24 protein-coding genes and 1 tRNA gene are annotated in these 18,977 nt (G+C 67.9%); 11 read left to right on the top strand and 14 right to left on the bottom strand.

What is annotated here, in order from left to right:
* Window positions 1–113: 113 nt before the first annotated feature.
* Window positions 114–1,430, bottom strand: a complete 1,317-nt coding sequence (locus GNX95_RS36410; RefSeq protein WP_163512349.1) for an MFS transporter — start codon at window positions 1,428–1,430, stop codon at window positions 114–116.
* Window positions 1,431–1,500: 70 nt separating this feature from the next.
* On the opposite strand from GNX95_RS36410, the gene GNX95_RS36405 reads away from it, so the two are divergent.
* Window positions 1,501–2,625, top strand: a complete 1,125-nt coding sequence (locus GNX95_RS36405) for an alpha/beta hydrolase (RefSeq protein WP_163512348.1) — start codon at window positions 1,501–1,503, stop codon at window positions 2,623–2,625.
* Window positions 2,626–2,726: 101 nt separating this feature from the next.
* Here the strand turns inward: GNX95_RS36405 and leuA are convergent, their stop codons facing one another.
* The 9 genes from leuA to GNX95_RS36360 all read right to left on the bottom strand — a co-directional run bounded on the left by leuA (window position 2,727) and on the right by GNX95_RS36360 (window position 8,334).
* Complete coding sequence (gene leuA / locus GNX95_RS36400) at window positions 2,727–4,430, bottom strand: 2-isopropylmalate synthase (protein WP_246281901.1); 1,704 nt, start codon at window positions 4,428–4,430, stop codon at window positions 2,727–2,729.
* A 521-nt stretch (window positions 4,431–4,951) separates the two neighbouring features.
* Window positions 4,952–5,494, bottom strand: a complete 543-nt coding sequence (locus tag GNX95_RS36395) for an alkaline shock response membrane anchor protein AmaP (protein WP_163512346.1) — start codon at window positions 5,492–5,494, stop codon at window positions 4,952–4,954.
* Window positions 5,491–6,006: a DUF6286 domain-containing protein gene (locus GNX95_RS36390; protein ID WP_163512345.1), complete on the bottom strand. Its 516-nt coding sequence runs from the start codon at window positions 6,004–6,006 to the stop codon at window positions 5,491–5,493. The genes GNX95_RS36395 and GNX95_RS36390 overlap by 4 nt, the downstream gene beginning before the upstream one ends.
* Window positions 6,006–6,374: an Asp23/Gls24 family envelope stress response protein gene (locus GNX95_RS36385; protein ID WP_163512344.1), complete on the bottom strand. Its 369-nt coding sequence runs from the start codon at window positions 6,372–6,374 to the stop codon at window positions 6,006–6,008. The genes GNX95_RS36390 and GNX95_RS36385 overlap by 1 nt, the downstream gene beginning before the upstream one ends.
* Complete coding sequence (locus GNX95_RS36380; protein ID WP_163512343.1) at window positions 6,371–6,553, bottom strand: hypothetical protein; 183 nt, start codon at window positions 6,551–6,553, stop codon at window positions 6,371–6,373. Before GNX95_RS36380 ends, GNX95_RS36385 begins: the two co-directional genes overlap by 4 nt.
* 11 nt (window positions 6,554–6,564) lie before the next feature.
* Window positions 6,565–6,780 (bottom strand): hypothetical protein, encoded by a 216-nt coding sequence (locus GNX95_RS36375; RefSeq protein WP_163512342.1) that lies wholly within the window; start codon window positions 6,778–6,780, stop codon window positions 6,565–6,567.
* Window positions 6,777–7,079, bottom strand: a complete 303-nt coding sequence (locus GNX95_RS36370) for an Asp23/Gls24 family envelope stress response protein (protein WP_163512341.1) — start codon at window positions 7,077–7,079, stop codon at window positions 6,777–6,779. The genes GNX95_RS36375 and GNX95_RS36370 overlap by 4 nt, the downstream gene beginning before the upstream one ends.
* A complete protein-coding gene (locus GNX95_RS36365; protein WP_163512340.1) occupies window positions 7,079–7,555 on the bottom strand; it encodes an Asp23/Gls24 family envelope stress response protein in 477 nt (158 codons plus the stop codon). Before GNX95_RS36365 ends, GNX95_RS36370 begins: the two co-directional genes overlap by 1 nt.
* Window positions 7,556–7,605: 50 nt before the next feature.
* Window positions 7,606–8,334, bottom strand: coding sequence for a hypothetical protein (locus GNX95_RS36360; RefSeq protein ID WP_163512339.1), 729 nt, complete (start codon window positions 8,332–8,334; stop codon window positions 7,606–7,608).
* 71 nt (window positions 8,335–8,405) lie between these two features.
* On the opposite strand from GNX95_RS36360, the gene GNX95_RS36355 reads away from it, so the two are divergent.
* From GNX95_RS36355 to GNX95_RS36325, 8 genes are all read left to right on the top strand, one after another.
* Window positions 8,406–9,269 (top strand): EamA family transporter, encoded by an 864-nt coding sequence (locus GNX95_RS36355; protein ID WP_163512338.1) that lies wholly within the window; start codon window positions 8,406–8,408, stop codon window positions 9,267–9,269.
* Between the two features lie 137 nt (window positions 9,270–9,406).
* Window positions 9,407–10,672: an aspartate kinase gene (locus GNX95_RS36350; protein WP_163512337.1), complete on the top strand. Its 1,266-nt coding sequence runs from the start codon at window positions 9,407–9,409 to the stop codon at window positions 10,670–10,672.
* Window positions 10,669–11,742 (top strand): aspartate-semialdehyde dehydrogenase, encoded by a 1,074-nt coding sequence (locus tag GNX95_RS36345; RefSeq protein ID WP_163512336.1) that lies wholly within the window; start codon window positions 10,669–10,671, stop codon window positions 11,740–11,742. Before GNX95_RS36350 ends, GNX95_RS36345 begins: the two co-directional genes overlap by 4 nt.
* 75 nt (window positions 11,743–11,817) lie before the next feature.
* Entirely contained in the window at window positions 11,818–12,255 is a 438-nt protein-coding gene (locus GNX95_RS43625) for a hypothetical protein (protein ID WP_246281900.1), read from the top strand.
* Between the two features lie 64 nt (window positions 12,256–12,319).
* Window positions 12,320–12,442, top strand: coding sequence for a hypothetical protein (locus GNX95_RS43945; protein ID WP_281356997.1), 123 nt, complete (start codon window positions 12,320–12,322; stop codon window positions 12,440–12,442).
* A gap of 15 nt (window positions 12,443–12,457) precedes the next feature.
* Window positions 12,458–12,529: transfer RNA gene (locus GNX95_RS36335), tRNA-Met, on the top strand.
* Between the two features lie 21 nt (window positions 12,530–12,550).
* A complete protein-coding gene (locus GNX95_RS36330; protein WP_163512335.1) occupies window positions 12,551–13,768 on the top strand; it encodes an RtcB family protein in 1,218 nt (405 codons plus the stop codon).
* 59 nt (window positions 13,769–13,827) lie between these two features.
* Window positions 13,828–14,199, top strand: coding sequence for a YccF domain-containing protein (locus tag GNX95_RS36325; protein WP_163512334.1), 372 nt, complete (start codon window positions 13,828–13,830; stop codon window positions 14,197–14,199).
* 69 nt (window positions 14,200–14,268) lie between these two features.
* Here GNX95_RS36325 and GNX95_RS36320 read toward each other — a convergent pair whose 3' ends face one another.
* The 4 genes from GNX95_RS36320 to GNX95_RS36305 all read right to left on the bottom strand — a co-directional run bounded on the left by GNX95_RS36320 (window position 14,269) and on the right by GNX95_RS36305 (window position 17,737).
* Complete coding sequence (locus GNX95_RS36320) at window positions 14,269–15,072, bottom strand: amino acid ABC transporter ATP-binding protein (protein ID WP_163512333.1); 804 nt, start codon at window positions 15,070–15,072, stop codon at window positions 14,269–14,271.
* Window positions 15,073–15,076: 4 nt separating this feature from the next.
* Window positions 15,077–15,880 carry an amino acid ABC transporter permease gene (locus tag GNX95_RS36315; RefSeq protein ID WP_163512332.1) on the bottom strand — a complete coding sequence of 268 codons (804 nt, stop codon included), beginning with the start codon at window positions 15,878–15,880 and terminating at the stop codon, window positions 15,077–15,079.
* Between the two features lie 87 nt (window positions 15,881–15,967).
* Complete coding sequence (locus tag GNX95_RS36310; RefSeq protein WP_222854218.1) at window positions 15,968–16,819, bottom strand: ABC transporter substrate-binding protein; 852 nt, start codon at window positions 16,817–16,819, stop codon at window positions 15,968–15,970.
* Window positions 16,820–16,933: 114 nt separating this feature from the next.
* Window positions 16,934–17,737, bottom strand: coding sequence for an ABC transporter substrate-binding protein (locus GNX95_RS36305; RefSeq protein ID WP_163512330.1), 804 nt, complete (start codon window positions 17,735–17,737; stop codon window positions 16,934–16,936).
* A 196-nt stretch (window positions 17,738–17,933) separates the two neighbouring features.
* Here GNX95_RS36305 and GNX95_RS36300 point away from each other — a divergent pair, with 196 nt between their 5' ends.
* Together GNX95_RS36300 and GNX95_RS36295 are read left to right on the top strand one after the other, a co-directional pair.
* Window positions 17,934–18,143: a hypothetical protein gene (locus GNX95_RS36300; protein WP_163512329.1), complete on the top strand. Its 210-nt coding sequence runs from the start codon at window positions 17,934–17,936 to the stop codon at window positions 18,141–18,143.
* Window positions 18,143–18,310, top strand: coding sequence for a hypothetical protein (locus GNX95_RS36295; protein WP_163512328.1), 168 nt, complete (start codon window positions 18,143–18,145; stop codon window positions 18,308–18,310). Before GNX95_RS36300 ends, GNX95_RS36295 begins: the two co-directional genes overlap by 1 nt.
* Window positions 18,311–18,977: the final 667 nt, after the last annotated feature.

Below are 18,977 nucleotides of genomic sequence, written 5' to 3'. Positions count from 1 at the left end.
ACCAGCGCAAACGTCCACCGAGGTGACAATCGGACCGACCGTGCCGGCGGCCACGAAAAAACGCGAGGTGCAGCCGACCCGTGCCGAAGGCGACGGTGAAATGGCCGGCGAGGTCAGCTGGCGGCGGCTGGGGTGACGGTGGGGTCGGCGGCGGTGCGGCGGAAGAGGCGGCGGGTGGCGGGGCGGCCGCGGCCGGAGCCGAAGCGCGCCAGGCCGATGGCGAACAGCGCGAGTGCCAGGCCGACGCCACCGGTGACCGCGAACCCCCAGATCGGCCCCAGATAGTCGATCGCGAAGCCGGCCAGCGGCGCGCCGATCGACACACCGGCGGTGCCGGCGGTGCCGTGCCAGCCCATCGCCTCGCCGCGGCGTACGGCCGGGACGAGCTTGTTCACGTCGGCGACGGTGGCCGAGATGGACGGCGCGCAGAGCATGCCGACCGGCAGCAGCGCGATCGCCAGGACCCACCAGTTGGGTGCGGCGGTCAGCAGCACCGTGCCGACGCCGAGCGCGATCACCAGCGTCGCGCTGGACAACGCGCGGGACACCCCGCCGTACAGGAAACCGCCGATCATCGAGCCGACGGCCCACACAGCGAGTACGACGCCGACGACCGCGTCCTGGTGCTGGTCGCGCAGCACCGCGATGGCGGCCACCTCACTGCCGGCCAGCGCCAGCGTCGAGGCGGCCATCAGCACCAGCACGGCCACCAGTCCACTGCTGATCAGCCGCGTACGCTTCACCGCCGGCTCGCCGACGGAGTCACGGCTCACCGCGGACACCCGCGGGTTGAGGACGATCAGCGCGACACACGCGGCGACCTGGAAGGCACCCAATCCGAGGATGGTCACCACCGGCGAGACGGTGGTCGACACGAGTACGCCGATCAGCGGACCGATCATGTATGAGATCTCGACCAGCACCGAGTCCAGCGCGAACCCGGTGCGCCGCAGCTCCTCCGGCAGCATGACGCCGATCGCCTGCCGGGAAATGCCGAACACCGGCGGGTTGAGCAGGCCTGCCAGCAGCGCCGCCGGCACCAGCAGCGGATAGCTCAGGAACGGCGCGAAACCCCAGAAAACCGCGCTGCCGACGATCGACGGCAGCAGCGCGGCGCGTACGCCGTAACGGTCGATCGCGCGGCCGCGCCACGGACCGCCGAGCGCGACGCCGATGGTCATCGCGGTCGCCAGCAGGCCGGCGTCGGCGTATCCGCGGTGCAAATTCCCCACCACGTAAAGGGTCAGCACGATGCTCGCGGCCAGGCCGGGAATGCGCGCGATGGTGGTGATGATCAACAGCCGGGTCATCCCCGGCGCCGCCAGCACACGGCGATAGGGAGTCAGCTTCACGTCTGTCCATTCTCCGGTGCGGCCGGCCGGCAGTCCACGGAATTTCCGGCCGGCCGGGGTGAGTGTGCTCACCGCCATTGGAGCACCTACCTCCGACAATTTCGGCGCACCGAATATCCTGGCGTCCCGGAAGTGAAAGGAGTGGCGGATGCCGGTACGAGGCTGGCCGCTGCTGGCCGTCGCCGCCGTCCTCTGCGCGCTTTCCGCGGTCGTCGCGTACGTCGTGCTGGTCAGCAGGAGCCCGACGCAGTACGGCGCGATCGCCCTGAGTTTCGCGCCGGATTTCCTCGTGGTCACCGTGCTCGCCGTCGTCGTACTCGCGTTGACAGTCTGGAAGAGACGGTGGCTCGCGGCGGCGTTGGCGCTGCTTTCCGTCCTGCTTTCGGGCTCGGTGAGCCTCGTCCCCACCTTCGGCGGTCTCACCACGGCCAACCAGTCCGGCATCGGCGTGTCCGTCACACCGCTGATTTCCAACGCGTTCACGGTCAACGCCGGCGAGCCGGTGACGGCAAAGTCGGTGCGGTTCGCCGTTATCGGCGGCCATCAGCTCAACATCGACGTGTGGCGGCCGCTGGATTCCAACAAGCGCGCGATCGTGTTGATCCACGGCGGCGGCTGGATTTCCGGCGACCGCAGCCGTACGCCTCGATGGGACCGGTTGTTCAGCTCGGTCGGCTACACGGTTTTCGACGTCCAATACCGACTGCACGGCGAGCTGCCGCCGGGCAGCGACCTGGCGCCGATCGTCGGCGACACGAAATGCGCGCTGGCCTGGATCACCGCCAACGCCGGCAGCTATGGCGTCGATCGCGGACGCATCACGCTGATGGGTCAGTCGGCCGGAGCACATCTCGCGCTGATGACCGCATACACGACCGCCGCCGATGGCCTGCCGCCGAGCTGCCAGCTGCCGGAAGGCAAGCCGCGCGCGGTCGTCGACCTGTACGGTCCGACCGATCTCGCCGCGTCGACGGACTGGACCGCCGTGATGGCCGGCACGCCGGCGCAGCGGCCGGCCGAATACCGGAAGCTGTCGCCGCTCACGTACGCGAAGCCCGGCCGGCCGCCGACTCTGATCGTCGCCGGTCTCTCCGACCGGATCGTGCCGGTGAGCCAGTCGAAGCTGCTGGATGGTGCGCTGACGAAGGCCGGCGTACGCCATCAGGCGTTGTATCTGCCCTACGCCGACCACGGTTTCGACATCAACTGGGGTTCGTTCCAGACCCAGACGGCGGTCGCCGTGGTGGCGCGTTTTCTTGACACATACGGCTAGCGGGGGCTGTCCGCACGTACGGACAGCCCCCGCGGGCACGACGAGGACAGCACGCGACAGGGACGTGATCGACGGTTGCCGTGGCGGTCCTGCTGCGATGGTCAGCGAGAAGCGCGGTTCACCGCGCTGACCACCGCACGGAGCGAGGCGGTGACGATGTTCGCGTCGACGCCGACTCCCCACAGCACGAGATCGCCGATCTGGCATTCCACGTACGCGGCCGCCTTCGCGTCCTCACCGGAGGTGAGAGCGTGTTCGGCGTAGTCCAGGACCCTGACCTCGATGCCGACGCCGCCGAGCGCGGACGTGAAGGCCTCGATTGGGCCGGTTCCGATCCCCTCGAGCTGGCGTGCCTCGCCGTCGAGGGTGATGTCGGCGACGAGCTTGTCGTCGCCGGTCGCGGTGGCGTCGGCGGTGGTCCGGTAGTTGGCCAGGGCCAGCCGGCCCCACGGTACGGCCGAGCCGGGCAGGTATTCGTCGGTGAAGATGTCCCACATCCTGGCCGGCGACACCTCGCCGCCCTCGCTGTCGGTCAGCCGCTGGATGACCTGGCTGAACTCGATCTGCAGCCGGCGCGGCAGGTCGAGCTGGTGCTCGGCCTTCATGATGTAGGCGACGCCACCCTTGCCGGACTGCGAGTTGACCCGGATGACCGCCTCGTACGTGCGGCCGATGTCCTTCGGGTCGATCGGCAGGTAGGGCACTTCCCACGGCATGTCGTCGACCGACTTGCCGGCCGCCTCGGCCGCGCGGCTCATGGCGTTCAGGCCCTTGTTGATCGCGTCCTGGTGCGAGCCGGAGAACGAGGTGTAGACCAGGTCGCCGCCCCACGCGTGCCGCTCGTGGATCGGCAGCTGGTTGCAGTATTCGACCGTACGCCGGATCTCGTCGATGTTGGAGAAGTCGATCTGCGGGTCGATGCCCTGGCTGAACAGGTTCATCCCCAGCGTCACCAGGCAGACGTTGCCGGTGCGCTCGCCGTTGCCGAACAGGCAGCCCTCGATCCGCTGCGCGCCGGCCAGATATCCCAGCTCGGCGGCGGCGACACCGGTGCCGCGGTCGTTGTGCGGATGCAGGGACAGGATGACCGAGTCGCGATAGGCCAGGTTGCGGCTCATCCACTCGATCGAGTCGGCGTACACGTTCGGGGTCGCCATCTCGACCGTCGACGGCAGGTTGACGATCACCGGCCGGTCAGGTGTCGGCTGCCAGACGTCGTTGACCGCGTTGCAGATCTCCACCGCGTAGTCCAGCTCGGTGCCGGTGTAGGACTCCGGCGAATACTGATAGCGGACCTTGGTGTCCGGGACCGTTTCGGTGAGCTTCTGGATCAGCCGCGCGCCCTGCACGGCGATGTCGGTGATGCCGTCCTTCTCCAGGCCGAAAACGACCCGGCGCTGCAGGATCGAGGTCGAGTTGTAGAGGTGGACGATCACCTGTTTGGCGCCGCGGATCGCCTCGAACGTGCGGTGGATCAGGTGGTCGCGGGCCTGCGTCAGCACCTGGATGGTGACGTCGTCGGGAATCATGTCGTTTTCGATGATTTCCCGCACGAAGTCGAAGTCGGTCTGGCTGGCGGCGGGGAAGCCGACCTCGATCTCCTTGTAACCCATCCGGCACAGCATCTGGAACATCCGGCGCTTGCGCTCCGGCGTCATCGGGTCGATCAGCGCCTGGTTGCCGTCGCGCAGGTCGACCGCGCACCACAGCGGCGCCTCGGTGGCCCGCTTGGCCGGCCACGTACGGTCCGGCAGGTCGATGGTCTGGACGAGCTCGTGGAACGGTTTGTAGCGCTGGACTGGCATCGGGGAAGGCTGCTGCGGTGCGGGCATTTCGGGGGTGGCTCCTCAGTCATCGGTGAGGGCCGGCGGAGGCAACACCGAACTCCGCGACGGGGAGCCGGCCTGTCCTGTCAGGCCCCGCCGCGGCAGCGAAGGAGGAGCTGCGCCATCCGCACGGAGCCCACCGTACGGGACGCCGGCCGCCATACGGAAACCGGTGTCCCACTATCTGGACCTGTCGTGCGGTGCGAAAGTGTCTGTGGCCGGTGGAAGGCTGGTTTTCGGGGGTGCTTTTTCGGGTCGCGTTTGGGGACCCCCGGATTCAATTCTTCCAGGTGGGGCCGACATTTTCGGGCCGGCGGCGTTGGTTGGCCGCAGGGACTCCCTACGTGCGCCTGGCGCGCAGGGGCCCCTTGCGTGCGAATTTCTTGTTTGTAAGTCTTCCACGCGAACCCACCCCCCACCCGATTTGGGTGGGGGCTGAGTTTTACCTGTGGGTATGACAGTTTCGCCGTGCAGCGGCGGATCGTTAGCGTCGCGTACGGTCAGGCGAGCGTACGCGTCGGCGCGCCGCCGGCCATCGCGAACTCCAGTCGCACCGGGATGTCCGTCTCCAAAGCCGCGCGCGCGTGTGCGATCGCTTCCGCCTCGACCCGGTGTCGTACGGCGCCGAGGTCGGCGCCTGGTTCGACGGTGACCCTGACCACGAGGAGCGGTCGCGACGGCCGGCCGGCCAGTCGCGCGGTGGCGCGCCACACGCCCGGATAGTCGGCGATCTCGTTGCCGACGGCGTCCAGCAGGGCCCGCGACAGCAACGTCGTGCTGCCAGCCGCCGGGTCGACCGCGAGCTCCAGCCGGCTGACCCGGTCCGTGCGCAGCTGCGCCAGGGCCCACCAGAGTCCGAGCAACGCCAGCACGACGGCCACACCGGCCACCGAGGGCCAGAGCCACACCCCGCGCGGCAGCCCGGTCGCGAGTACGTCAGAGCGCCGGAATCCCAGGAACAGCCCGAAACCGCCACCGCCGAGCAGCGCCAGGCCGAGCAGCCCCAGGACGATGCGGTTGACCCGGTCGACACGTCGGTTCATCGGTCCGACACCGTCCGCACGGTCACCTTCAGTGGCTTCTCCGGTCCGATGGCGTCGATCCGTTCGGTGATCCGCTCGGTCACCTTCGGCACCACGTCGGCGTCGTCGGCCACCACGCGTACGTCCGCGCGCCGCGCTCCGAGCCGCACGGCCGCGGCGCGTACGCCTGCCTCGCCAACGGCAGCGGCATCGATGGCCATGCGCAACGACCGGCGCGGCACCACGACGTCGATGCCGTCGGCGGCGCCGGCCAGCGGCACATACCGGCGGCGTCGCGGCCACAGCTGCATGACCAGCAGCACCAGTCCGATGCCAGCGGCGACACCGAAAACCAGCCGGACCGACGGCGACGTCCAGGCGTGCGAGGTCAGATACGCCCACAGCCGGTCGTACGGCAGGATCCACCGCGGCCGGCCGAAGTTGGCGCGTACGACCTCGGTCGTCACCACCGCGCCCAAAGCCACCATCCCGATGCCGAGCACCAGCGCGAGCAGCCGGTTGACGATCCGCATCAGACCACCCGCGGCCCGGTCGTGGTGTCGTCCTCCAGCGCGGAGACGGTGATGTCCACCGTGCTCACCCGCAGGCCGGTCAGCGCGGTGACCCGCTCGGTGACGTGCTCGCGTACGCGCTCGGACACCGACCGGATGCCGCACGGCCACCGCACGCACATCTGCAGGTGTACGGACGCGCGGCCGGCGACGATCCGCGCGCTCGCGCGAGGCGGCGTGCCGATCCAGCCGAAGGACGCGCCGAGTACGCGCCGCGGCGGCCCGGACACCTCCGGAATCTCGGCCGCTGCGAAGGCCGCGATCCGCTCGACGACCCGGTCCTCGATGTCCAGCGAACCGCGTTCCTCGGCCGGAGCGACGGCGGTCATCGCGGCCGCCGGCCGCCGCCGAGATAGCTGGAGATGTCGATGTGGCCGTCCAGGATCATCCCGACGCCGAGGCCGACCGCGCCGAAGACGATCGCCGCGAGAAAGCCGAAAAAGCCGCCGACCGCGGTGGCGACCGCCACCAGCAGACCAGCGAACAACCCAATCGTGGCGCGTGACATACGCATTCCTCTCACCGGACGCGCGGGTGGAAACGTCGTTGGATCCGCCGGTTGACCCAGCCGGCGATGCCGAGATACCAGCGGTCGCGATACGCCGTGGTCACCGCCGGTCCGGCACGGAAAGCCTCGACGCCGGCCGCGAAAATCGCCGGGTCGCCGCCCCGGTCCGGATGATTTTCCTTGACGAACTCACGAAAAGCGCGCCGCCGCCGCGCCTCGGCGGTCATGCCGCCACCACGTCGTCGACCGCCACGTCCACCGGCACGTCGCCGATGACATCGCGTACGACCAGACGGACCGCCGCCGACACGGCGAAAACCGACTGTCCAAAGTGGACGGCGAGGCCGATGGTGACACCGTCCGGCCGCAGCCGTACGCCGTCGATCCGCCGGCCCGGCAGGTAGGTCGCGATGTCTCCGAACCGGCCACCGCGCAGTCCGGCGACGCCGGGACAGGCCAGCACGGCCTCCGCGACGGCGGACGCCAGCGCGCTGTGCGTCTCCGTGGCTGACACTGTCGTCGCCATCAGACGACCCTGGCCGGCTCCTCGGCGTCCGGCTCGTCGCCGGGGATGTGGATGTCGTTGACCGCGATGTTCACCTCGGTCACCTCCAGGCCGGTCATCCGCTCCACCGAGTCGATGACGTTGCGCCGGATCGCCGCCGCCAGGTCCGCGATCGACACGCCGTACTCGGCGACGATGTTCAGGTCGACCGCCGCCTGCCGCTCGCCGACCTCGACGGACACGCCGGCGGTCAGGCTCGGCCCGCCACCGCCGACCGGGATGCGCTCACGGAGTGCGCCGAGCGCGCGCCCCATCGAGCCGCCGAGGTCGTAGACGCCGGAGATCTCCCTGGTCGCGATGCCGGCGATCTTCTGGACGACGCCGTCGGCGATGATCGTGCGGCCCTCCGGGCCGGTCAGGCTCTCGATGGCACCGCCGGGTTTCAACGTGGGGGTCGACGGTGCGGTGGCCTTGCTGGCACCCGCGGACTCCGGCATGGCGGCGTTCCTTTCATCCAGTTTGTGGTGACCAGCTTATGTGAAACCAGTCACCCGTTGGCGACCAGCGGGGCCGGCAGCGCGATCGCCGCCGGCGCCTGGCCGGACGACACGAGCTTGAGCGTGCCGCTGGCCGTACGCAGGCCGGTGAGCACGCCGTTGGTGTCATAGCAGTACGTACCCGGATCGACCGGAGCGGCGATCGACGCGCTCACGACGTCGACGTCGAAGCAGGCGCCGGTCGCCGCGACCGAGTTGCCGGCCTGGCTGACCGAGATCGCGGTGGCCGGGCTGGCCAGCTGCTGCGGCCAGCTGGTGAAGACCTTGAGCAGCGTGAAGTCGTCGTCGGCCGGCGGTGACTGACCGGCCGCGGCGACCTGTGTGCAGCCCGGCGTGGCGCCACTCAGCGCGCACTTGTACGTGCCGGCGCCGGTGTGCACCAGCGAGATCACCTGCGTCGGACTGACGATGTCGAGCTTGTAGCCGTCCTGCGTACGCGCGATCGTGACGCTCTGCGCGGCCTGCGGCGGCGCTCCGCTCGGCGACGGACTGGCCGAGGTGTCGGCCGCCGGTTGCGCCTTGCCGTCGGTCAACGCGTACGTGGCGGTGAAGGTCAGCGCGGTGGCCTGCGCGGCCCTGGCGGCGAGCAGCTGGCGCGCCGGCAGCGGCGGCGGAGCGGAGCTCGCGGACGTGTCCGGCGCCGGCGGTGCGGACCCCGAGCAGCCGGCCAGAGTGGCGACCGCGGCCACGCCGGCCAGTGCACACAACGTCGTACGCATCTGTCCCAGTGTGTCAGCAGCCGGCCAAGATCCCGGTTAACCGTACGTCCGTGTTGGGTGAGGATGGGGCTATGGTCGCGGTGATCCTGGCGGTGTTGGCCGCCATCGCGTACGGCAGCTCCGACTTCGTCGCCGGGGTCGCGTCGCGACGCATGCACTACGCGCTGGTCGGCGTCTTCGGCCAAGTCAGTGCCGCTCTTATCACCGTCATCGTCTCGCTCATCGTCGGCGGATCTCCGACGATCGGCGCGATCCTCTGGGGAGGGCTCGGCGGACTCGGCGGCGCGCTCGGCAGCCTGGCGCTCTATCGCGGTCTGGCGCGCGCTCGGATCAGCGTCGTCGCACCGCTGTCCGGCGTGGTCGCGGCGGTGCTGCCGGCGTTGGTCGGCCTGGCGATCGGCGACCGGCCGGGCCCGGTCGCCGGCATCGGCCTGGTGCTGGCGCTGCCGGCGGTCTGGCTGGTGTCGGCCGCGAAGGACGAGCAGCCTGACCGGCCGTCCGGCGTACTCGATGGCCTGATGGCCGGCGTCGGCTTCGGCCTGCTCTTCATCGCGTTGCAGCAGGCCGGCAGCGGCTCCGGTTTGTGGCCGACGGCGGCCGAGCAGGTGTTGTCGGTGCCGCCGGCGTTGCTGTTCTATCTGGTCGCTAGGCGGCGGATCGTCGCCGCGACCGGCGCGCCGCCACCCGGTGACGTGCTGACCGTGCGTACGCTCGCCGGTCCTGCCGCGGTCGGAGTGCTCGGCGCGGTCGCGGTGATGACGTACTTCCTGGCGACCCACGTCGGCATGCTGACCGTCGTCGCCGTGCTGACCTCGCTCTATCCGGCCGCGACGATCGCGTTGGCGCGATTTGTCCTGTCCGAGCGGATCAGCCGGCAGCAGGGTGCCGGCCTGCTGCTGGCCGGGCTGGCCGTGGCCTTGATCACGGCGGGATAAGGCTTCACGCGCCGGCCCCCGTACGCCACAAAACTTCGCGAGCCTGATCACACCGGCGGTTATCTGAATTGTGGACCGGCCCCCGCTCAACGGTAACCTTGCCCCGTCGATAACCGCCGAAACCGAGAGGACCACCCGTGGGACTCGTCGTGCAGAAATACGGCGGCTCCTCGGTCTCGAGCGCGGAACGGATCAAGCGAGTCGCCGAGCGCATCGTCGCTACGAAGAAGAACGGCGACGACGTCGTCGTGGTCGTCTCCGCGATGGGGGACACCACCGACGAGCTGCGCGATCTGGCCAACCAGGTGGCGCCCAACCCGCCAGGACGTGAGCTGGACATGCTGCTCACCGCCGGCGAGCGGATCTCCATGGCGTTGCTGGCGATGGCCATCCACTCGCTCGGATCCAAGGCGCGCTCGTTCACCGGGTCGCAGGCCGGCGTACTGACCACCTCCAAGCACGGCAAGGCGCGGATCATCGACATCACGCCGGGGCGGATCACCTCCGCGTTGTCCTCCGGTGCGATCGCCATCGTGGCTGGCTTCCAGGGCGTCGCGCAGGACACCAAGGACATCACCACGCTCGGTCGCGGCGGCTCCGACACCACCGCGGTCGCGCTCGCGGCCGCGCTGAACGCCGACGTTTGCGAGATCTACACGGACGTCGACGGTGTCTACTCCGCCGACCCGAGGATCGTGCAGAACGCGCGTCATCTGCCCGAGGTCACGTACGAGGAGATGCTGGAGCTGGCCGCGTGCGGTGCCAAGGTGCTGCACCTGCCGTCGGTGGAGTACGCGCGCCGCAACCAGATCCCCGTCCACGTGCGCTCGTCGTACTCCGACAAACCGGGCACCATGGTGACCGGCTCGATTGAGGACCTGAGCATGGAAAAGGCAGTCATCGTCGGCGTCGCCCACGACCGCAGCGAAGGCAAGATCACCGTCGTCGGCGTGCCGGACCGGCCCGGTGTCGCCGCGCGGATCTTCGAGGTCGTCGCCGACGCCGAGATCAACCTCGACATGATCGTGCAGAACGTCTCGTCCGCCGACACCTTCCGCACGGACGTGTCCTTCACGCTGCCGAAGGCGGACGCGCCGGCCGCCACCGCGGCGCTGGAGACGCTGCAGGACGAGCTCGGCTTCACACATCTGATCTACGACGAAAACGTCGGCAAGGTGTCACTGGTCGGTGCCGGCATGCGGTCGCAGCCAGGTGTGTCGGCCAGGTTCTTCAGCGCGCTGGCCGCCGCCGGCATCAACATCGAGATCATCTCGACCTCGGAGATCCGTATCTCGGTGGTCGTACGCTCCGAGGACCTGGACGCCGCCGTACACGCCGTGCACGAGGCCTTCGAGCTGTCCGGCGACGAGGAAGCCACCGTCTACGCAGGGACCGGCCGATGAGCGAGCGCAAACCAACCCTGGCCGTCGTCGGCGCCACCGGAGCGGTCGGCACCGTGATGCTGTCGATCCTGTCCGAGCGCGCCGACATCTGGGGCGAGATCCGGCTGCTGGCCTCGAAAAGGTCGGCCGGCAAGCGGCTGACCGTACGCGGCGAGGAAGTCGTCGTGCAGGAGCTGACCGCCGAGGCGTTCAACGGCGTCGACGTCGCGATGTTCGACGTGCCGGACGAGATTTCGGCGCAGTGGGCGCCGGTCGCGGCCGCCGCCGGTGCCGTCGCGGTCGACAACTCCGGCGCCTTCCGGATGGATCCCGACGTGCCGCTGGTCGTCCCGGAGGTCAACGCCGCCGCCGCGCGCGTACGTCCGCGGGGCATCATCGCCAACCCCAACTGCACGACCCTGACGATGATGGACGCGATGGGTGCGCTGCACGCGCGCTTCACACTGACCGAGTTGGTCGTCGCGTCCTACCAGGCCGCCTCCGGCGCTGGCCAGGCCGGCGTCGACCGGCTCTACGACGAGCTCGCCGTGGTCGGCGGCCGGCGCGATCTCGGCGTACGCGCCGGGGACGTACGCGCCGCGCTGGCCGACAAACTCGGCGACGCGCCGTCGCCTTTCCCCGCACCGCTGGCGTTGAACGTGGTGCCGTGGGCAGGGTCGCTGAAGGACGACGGCTGGGCCTCCGAGGAGATCAAGGTCCGCAACGAGTCGCGGAAAATCCTCGGCATTTCCGACCTGAAGGTGTCCGCCACCTGCGTACGCGTGCCGGTGGTGACGACCCACTCGTTGGCCGTACACGCGACTTTTGCTTCGCCTGTCACGGTTTCCGAGGCGCGCGAGGTGCTGTCCGCGGCGCCGAACGTGGTTGTCATCGACGAGCCGGCTTCGCTGCAGTTTCCCACGCCGGCCGACGCCGTCGGCGCCGATCCGACGTTCGTCGGCCGGGTACGCCAGGCGCTCGACTTTCCGAACACGCTGGATCTGTTTGTCTGTGGCGACAATCTGCGCAAGGGGGCCGCGCTCAACACGGCTCACATCGCCGAGCTGGTCGCCGCCGAACTCACCGCGTAGCATTTTTTGCCGCTCCAAAACCGTCCCGTCGCGCCGTACGATGCGCTTCGGAAGCTGACATTCGCGGACCTTGTCGTGGCCAACGTGGCCAACGCCGTCGGCGTTTACCTTCAACTCGCTCGAAAACCGCTTCGGCGGAAAGGCCGCTATCACGCGCTTGGCGGGATCCACGCGGTTGACCGAACGGACCGCCGGACAACACAGGTCACTGTCTGCCGAAACGATGACGGCTGTGTCGTATCGATCGAGCGCCGCGTCCTCGACCAACGCAACCGCGATGCTGACGTTCGTCCCCTTTTCTTCGTAACTCGTCCAGCACGCTCGACAGTTCCGACACACCATCTGCTTCTCCTGGAAGCGACCATCGACAATCCGCACGAGGGGGCAATGCTCGACAAGAGCTTTCAGGTAATGAAGCTGACGGAGCTCAGCAGACGGGCTACACATCGTTATCGTGGACATCTCGAGGCGGGTCTGTCGACGCGGAAATGGCTTGCGTGTGGGTTGCTGTGACCGCGTATGGTGGGCGGCGACTTCGTAAGGACGAGACACTGATCGGGAGGTGGACGCTGTGCCGGTGCGAAAACTGACGCGTCAGCGGCGCGTTCTGCTCGGTTGCTGTCCAGAGCGGCTGAGGCTGCGCGGATTCCGGCGCACCTCGCTGCCGGCCGGTCAGTGGCGCCGCCGGCCGGCTCGCTAGAAAACTCGTCCTTATCCTCCGATAGCTCAGCGGCCAGAGCCGCGGTTTCATAAGCCGTGTGCGCAGGTTCGAGTCCTGCTCGGGGGACACCCAACATTGGAGCGAAAAATGTCCTATCACGTGCTCGGCGGCACGAAGGCGCCGGTGTGGATGTGGGCTGATCCGGCCACCGTCGAATCGCAGGCTTTGGACCAGCTGCGCAACATCGCGTCGCTGCCGTGGACTCACGGCGTACGCGTGATGCCAGATGTGCATCTCGGCAAGGGAGCGACGGTCGGCAGTGTCATCGCGATGGCCGACGCCGTGGCGCCGGCAGCGGTCGGGGTCGACATCGGTTGTGGCATGACGGCCGTACGCACGTCGTTGACCGCCGAGGATTTGCCTGACGATCTGCGAAAACTGCGGACGGCCATCGAGAAGAACATCCCGGTCGGGTTCAACGCGCACAAGAATCCGGTCGATCCGAACAGGCTGCGCGACAAGCACGGCAAGCTGCTCGTACGTTCCCGTGGCTGGACCGATTTCTGGAAGCGGTTCGACGGTTTGCGCGGTGGCGTCGAGAAACTTCGCACGCGCGCGCAGTCGCAGCTTGGATCTTTGGGCGGTGGCAACCATTTCCTGGAGCTGTGCGTGGAGCAGGACGGCGCGGACGCCGGCCGGGTCTGGCTGATGTTGCACTCGGGTTCGCGCAACATCGGCAAGGAACTGGCCGAGCGGCACATGTCGGTGGCCCGCAAGCTGCCGCACAATGCCGACCTGCCAGACCGCGACCTCGCGGTTTTCCTTGCCGGCTCAGCGGAAATGGACGCCTACCGCAACGATCTGTTCTGGGCTCAGGACTATGCCCGGCGCAACCGGGACGTCATGATGGCCCTGTTCCAGATCGCGGTGGCGGGCGCGCTGCCGCGGGTCGCCTTCGACGAGCCGATTTCCTGTCACCACAACTATGTGGCGCGGGAGCGGATCGACGACGTGGAGATGCTCGTCACCCGGAAGGGGGCGATCCGGGCCGGCGCCGGCGATCTCGGCATCATTCCCGGGTCGATGGGGACCGGCAGCTACATCGTGCGCGGCCTCGGCAGCCTCGACTCCTACGAGTCGGCGTCGCACGGCGCCGGCCGGCGGATGAGTCGCAACGCGGCGCGGAGGGCCTTCACCACCGACGATCTGGCCGAGCAGACCGCCGGGGTGGAGTGCCGGAAGGACCGCGGCGTGGTCGACGAGATTCCCGGTGCGTACAAGGACATCGAGGAGGTCATCTCGGCGCAGCGCGACCTCGTCGAGGTGGTGGCCAGGATCAAGCAGGTCATCTGCGTCAAGGGCTGACACCGAAATCGGTGACTTCCCCGATGCGGACCGGCTGACGGCGCGTCAGGATGGGTGTCGTGCGTACCATCCTGAACGTCATCTGGCTGCTGCTGTGCGGCATCTGGATGGCCATCGGCTATTGCATCGCCGGCGTGATCTGCTGCGTCCTGATCGTGACGATCCCGTTTGGCATCGCCTCGTTCCGGATCGCCGGCTATGCGTTGTGGCCGTTCGGACACAAGATCGTCGACAAGCCGAGCGCGGGCATCATGTCCGTGCTCGGCAACGTCATCTGGATCGTCGTCGCCGGCTGGTGGCTCGCCATCGGCCACATCATGACCGGCATCGCCCTGTGCGTCACGGTGATCGGCATCCCGCTCGGGATCGCCAACTTCAAGCTGATCCCGGTCTCGCTGGTGCCGCTCGGCAAGGACATCGTCGAGGTCTGACCGACGTGAGGGTGACGTTTGACGGTCGCCACGCGGCAAGTGACCGCCAAAGCGTCACCCTCGCGGTGGTCAGGTCGGGGTGTCGACCTTGGTGGGGTTGAGTACGCGGGCCAGGAAGGTCTTGGTGCGCTCGTGCTGCGGGTTGCCGAGTACGTCGGCGGGCGGTCCCTGCTCGACCACCACACCGCCGTCCATGAATACCACCCGGTCGGCCACATCGCGAGCGAAGGACATCTCGTGCGTGACGACCATCATCGTCATGCCGTCGGTGGCGAGTTTTCGCATGACCGCAAGCACATCGCCGACCAGCTCGGGGTCAAGCGCCGAGGTCGGCTCGTCGAAAAGCATCAGCGCCGGCCCCATCGACAGCGAGCGAGCGATCGCCGCGCGCTGTTGCTGGCCGCCGGAAAGCTGCGCCGGATACGCGTGCACCTTGTCGGCAAGGCCGACGACGGTCAGGTTTTCCATCGCGATCCGCTCCGCCTCGGCGCGGTTGCGCCTGAGAACGCGGCGCTGCGCGATCGTCAGGTTGTTCAGCACCGACAGATGCGGAAACAGGTTGAACTGCTGAAAAACCATGCCGATCGAGCGGCGCAGCCGGTCGATGTCGGCGTTGGGGTCGGTCACTTCCGCGCCATTGACGAAAATCTTGCCGCTGGTTGGCTGCTCCAGCATGTTGACGCAGCGCAGCAGCGTCGACTTTCCTGAGCCGGACGGTCCGATCACACAGACGACCTCGCCGCGGCGTACCGAGAAGTCGATGCCCTTGAGCACCTCCAACTGGCCGAAATACTTGTGCAGCTCACGGATCTCGATCGCGACATCGGCGTCGGTCGTCGCAGTCGGCTCGGTTTTCTTGGTCAGTTCGGCCATTTTCTCACCGTGCCTTCTGATAGCGGCGCTCGAGGCGCTGGACGAGCTGTGACAGCGGCAGGCAGATGATCAGGTAACACAGACCGGCGATCACCAACGGCGTGGGGTTGACGTTGGCGTTGGTCTGGTCGGAGCCGAATTTCGTCAGTTCGATGCTGCTTGCCGTCACGCCGAGCACGTACGCCAGCGAGGAGTCCTTGACCAGCAGGATGATCTCGTTGGTCAGCGGCGGGATCACGATCCGGAAGGCCTGCGGCAACACGATGGAAAACATCGCGCGCGGGCCGGACATGCCCAGCGACCGTGCGGCTTCTGTCTGTCCTTTCGGCACCGCCTGGATGCCGGCGCGGATGGTCTCCGACATGTACGCCGCGGCCGGCATGCCGAGACCGATCGCGACGTTGCCGTAGACGCCGCCGGCGATCTGATAGCCGGGGAAGGCGGTCGGAATCGCGTACGCCACCATGAAAAGCCACAGCAACGCCGGCAGGCCGCGGAAGATCTCCACGTAGACGGTGCCGACCCACCGGTACGGCGCGACCGGCGACAGCCGCATCAGCGCGATCAGCAACCCCAGTGTCAGGCCGAAAACGAACGCCAGCACGGTGAAAAGCGCGGTGTTGACCAACGCGACGGTGATGATCTGTGGGAACAGCCTGGCGGCGATGTCCAGCCGGAAGAAGCTGTCCGCCAACTGCTTCCAGTTCGCGCTGAACAGCAGCGCCAGCACGATGACGACGAAGATCGCGTACTGGATCCCCAGCGAGGTCCGCCGGCGCTGGGTACGCGTCAGCGTGAACGAGGCCATCCGGTCTCCTGTTTCTCGGCAGAACACAAAAGGAACGACAAAAGAAAACGTCCCGGCCGGAAAGCTCCGGCCGGGACGGGAAAACCGCTAGGCGCTGCCCTCCGGCGGCGTCTGGCCCTGGGTGACCAGCGGGTTCGGCGGCGTCAGGTGCATCCACTTGGTGTAGAGCTTGGCGTACGAGCCGTCTTTCAGGCTGGTGCTGATGACGTCGTTGATGGTCGACAGGAGCTTCGGGTTCATCCCCTTGCCGACGGCGTAACCGTACTGCTCGTTGGTGGGAAACTTCGCGGCGATGCTGAAGCCCTTTTCCTTCTCCACCAGTACGGTCCAGATCGGCAGGTCCTCCATGCCGCCCTGCGCCTGGCCGGTGGCGATGGCCTGCTGCATGGATGTGGTGTCCTGGTATTCGACCACCTCGTAGCCATACTTGGCGGCGTTGTCACGCGCGTACTGCAGGCCGGTCGTGGCCGTCTCGCCACCGATCTTCTTTCCCTTGAAGTCGGCCAAGGTCTTGTACGGCGAGCCCGCCTTCACCAACAGCGACTGGGTGTTGTCGAAGTACGGCACGGAGAAGTCCATGACCTTCTGCCGCACCTTGGTGATCGTCATGCCGGCCGCGGCCACGTCACACTTGCGGGTCTTGAGGTCCTGGCCGGACTTGATCCCCTCGAACGGGGTGTCGATGATCTCCTGGGTCAGGTTGAGCTTCTTGGCGACCAGATCCATCAGGTCGACGTCGAAGCCCTCGATCTTGCCCGCCGTGTTGCGCTCCTGGAACGGCGCGAACGGCAGGTGCGTACAGACCGTCAGGGTCCCGGCCTTCACCAGGGACAGACCGTCGGACGACGTGGCCGGTGCCTCGCTTTTCACGCAGGCACTCGCACCAACCGCGAGTGCGAGGACACCGATCAGTCCGCCGACGCGTCGAAGCGTCCGCACCGACGCCACCTCCCAACTTTCCGCGGCGGCCGAGCACCGCCGTCCGGCGACCATCGTCGCAGAGATTCGGTTTCCGCGCTGTTAACCTGCATATTTTGCGGTGTGACGGTGTGATTACGCCGGTGGGGCCGTACCGATCCATTTCTTGTAAATCGCCGCATAAGTGCCATCGGCCTTGGCCGTGGTGATGACATCGTTGACAACGCTAAGGAGTTTCGGGTTGGCGCCACGCGCCAGCGCGATGCCGTACTGCTGGCCGGTGGTGAACGTCGACGCGATCCGGTAGCCGGTGTTGTGCTTGACGAAGTCGGTCCAGACCGAGAGGTCGTGGACGGCTCCGTCGATCTGGCCGGTCGCGAGCGCCTGCTGCATGGCCGCCACGTCCTGGTATTCGACGGTGCTGTAGCCGTCGGCCTTCTCGTGCGCCTTGGCATAGTCGAGACCGGTCGTGCCGCTCTGCGCGCCGACCTTCTTGCCGCGCAGGTCGGTCAGCTGGTGGTACGGCGTGGTCGCCTTGACCATCAGGCCCTGCGCGTCGTCGAAGTAGGGCACCGAGAAGTCCAGCACCGCCTTGCGCTCCGGCGTGATGGTGATGCCGGTCGCGGCCAGGTCGCACTTACCGGTGCGCAGGTCGGCGCCGGTCCGGATGCCCTCGAACGGCGTGTCGATGAACGTCGGCTGCACGTTCAGCTTCTTGGCGAACAGGCCGACCAGGTCGATGTCGAACCCGACGAACTTGCCGCTCGCGTCCTTGGACTCGAACGGCGGCGCCGGCAGGTGCGTACACGCCGTCAGGGTGCCGGCTTTGACCAGCTTCACCCCGTTGCCGAGCGTCGCTCCGGCAGTGGTCTTGGTGCACGCGGCGATGGCCAGCGCGGCTGTGCCAATCGCCAGCAGGCGGACGAATCTGCGGGTCACCGGCTCCTCCAACGTTGAAACCAGATACGCATAGTCGCAGCTGGCCGGCCGCGGCCATCGGCCGGCCCATCGACTATGCGAAGGAAGTATGACCGATATGCGCGGCTTGGGCGCGGCCGATCACGCCTTGTCCATAAGACTGAACCCTTAGTGGCCGTTCGGGTGAGTGGCGGCCGCGTCGAGGGGGGATGGGGAAATGAACGCGCGGAGGTTTCTGCATCGCTGTCCGCAACAACCAGGTGGCTGGATGATGATCGTCACCGCGCCGTCGGTCGAGGCCGAGACCGGTACGCACGTCCAGCTCGACGGCCTGTGTGCGGACTGCGGGTCGGCGTGGCCGTGTGAGCGGTCGGACGTGTCGGCGTACCAGTTTCCGATGCCGGTCCGGCTGCTGGAGGCCGTCTGATGCCGGTCGCCGCGCCATCCCGGACCCTGTTCACCGTGCTCGGCCGCCACGAGCGGCACCGCGAGTGGCCGCGCCGCGAGCCGGTGGCGCCGGTCGCACCGGCTCGCTATCGCCTCGTCGCCATCCGTACGGCCACCGGCCGCATCCTGGTCAAGCGCCCTCGCTAGGGAGCTTTGGTCCCGAGGCCGGTCGCCGTTTCCGAGGGGCGACAGTCGAGCCGCTGTTACATCCCTCCGACCGAGGCCGCCCTGCCGGCACGGCGAAACTGCCCACGTCGCGCCGCCACGCCGAGCGGCTCCGCCGCACGCAAACCGGTCACCAGACTTGGTTCCCAGTTTCGTCACCATGAGTTCCTGCGACCAGGGAAAACGCTACCGAGTGCCGAGCAAGTGTGACGGCGGCTATCGTGGACCACTGTCGAGTATGCCGCTAACGATGGCGTCGACTTGGTCTCGTGGCCGGGCCATGTTCCGGGCTTCGTACACGCTGTCGAGGGCCGCAGCTTCAGTGTCGGCCGCGACTGCGTGGTAGCTGGCCGCAAAGGCGCGTGCGCGTCGCGCGTATCCGACTCCGGCGGCATCGTCGCCGGCTTCAGCCGCGTTGTCGCTGTGCGCTTCTGCGTCTAGCCATTGCTCCCGGAGCCATGCCCGGAGTGGTGTCTCGCCGTACTGGCCTGTTCGCAACGCCGTCAGGACAGCTTCCGCTCCGGACTGATCCGGCGCCACTGGGAAAGGCCTTCCATCAGCAGCGATGACGATTCCGGCGGCCATGCAGCGCTTGGCCATGCGTGCCGGGAGGGCTTTCTGTAGTTGCTGGGGCATCCATACTGTCCAC

It is taken from the genome of Fodinicola acaciae (assembly GCF_010993745.1).
Classification (GTDB): domain Bacteria; phylum Actinomycetota; class Actinomycetes; order Mycobacteriales; family HKI-0501; genus Fodinicola; species Fodinicola acaciae.
This window is presented reverse-complemented; position numbering and strand designations above follow the sequence as displayed.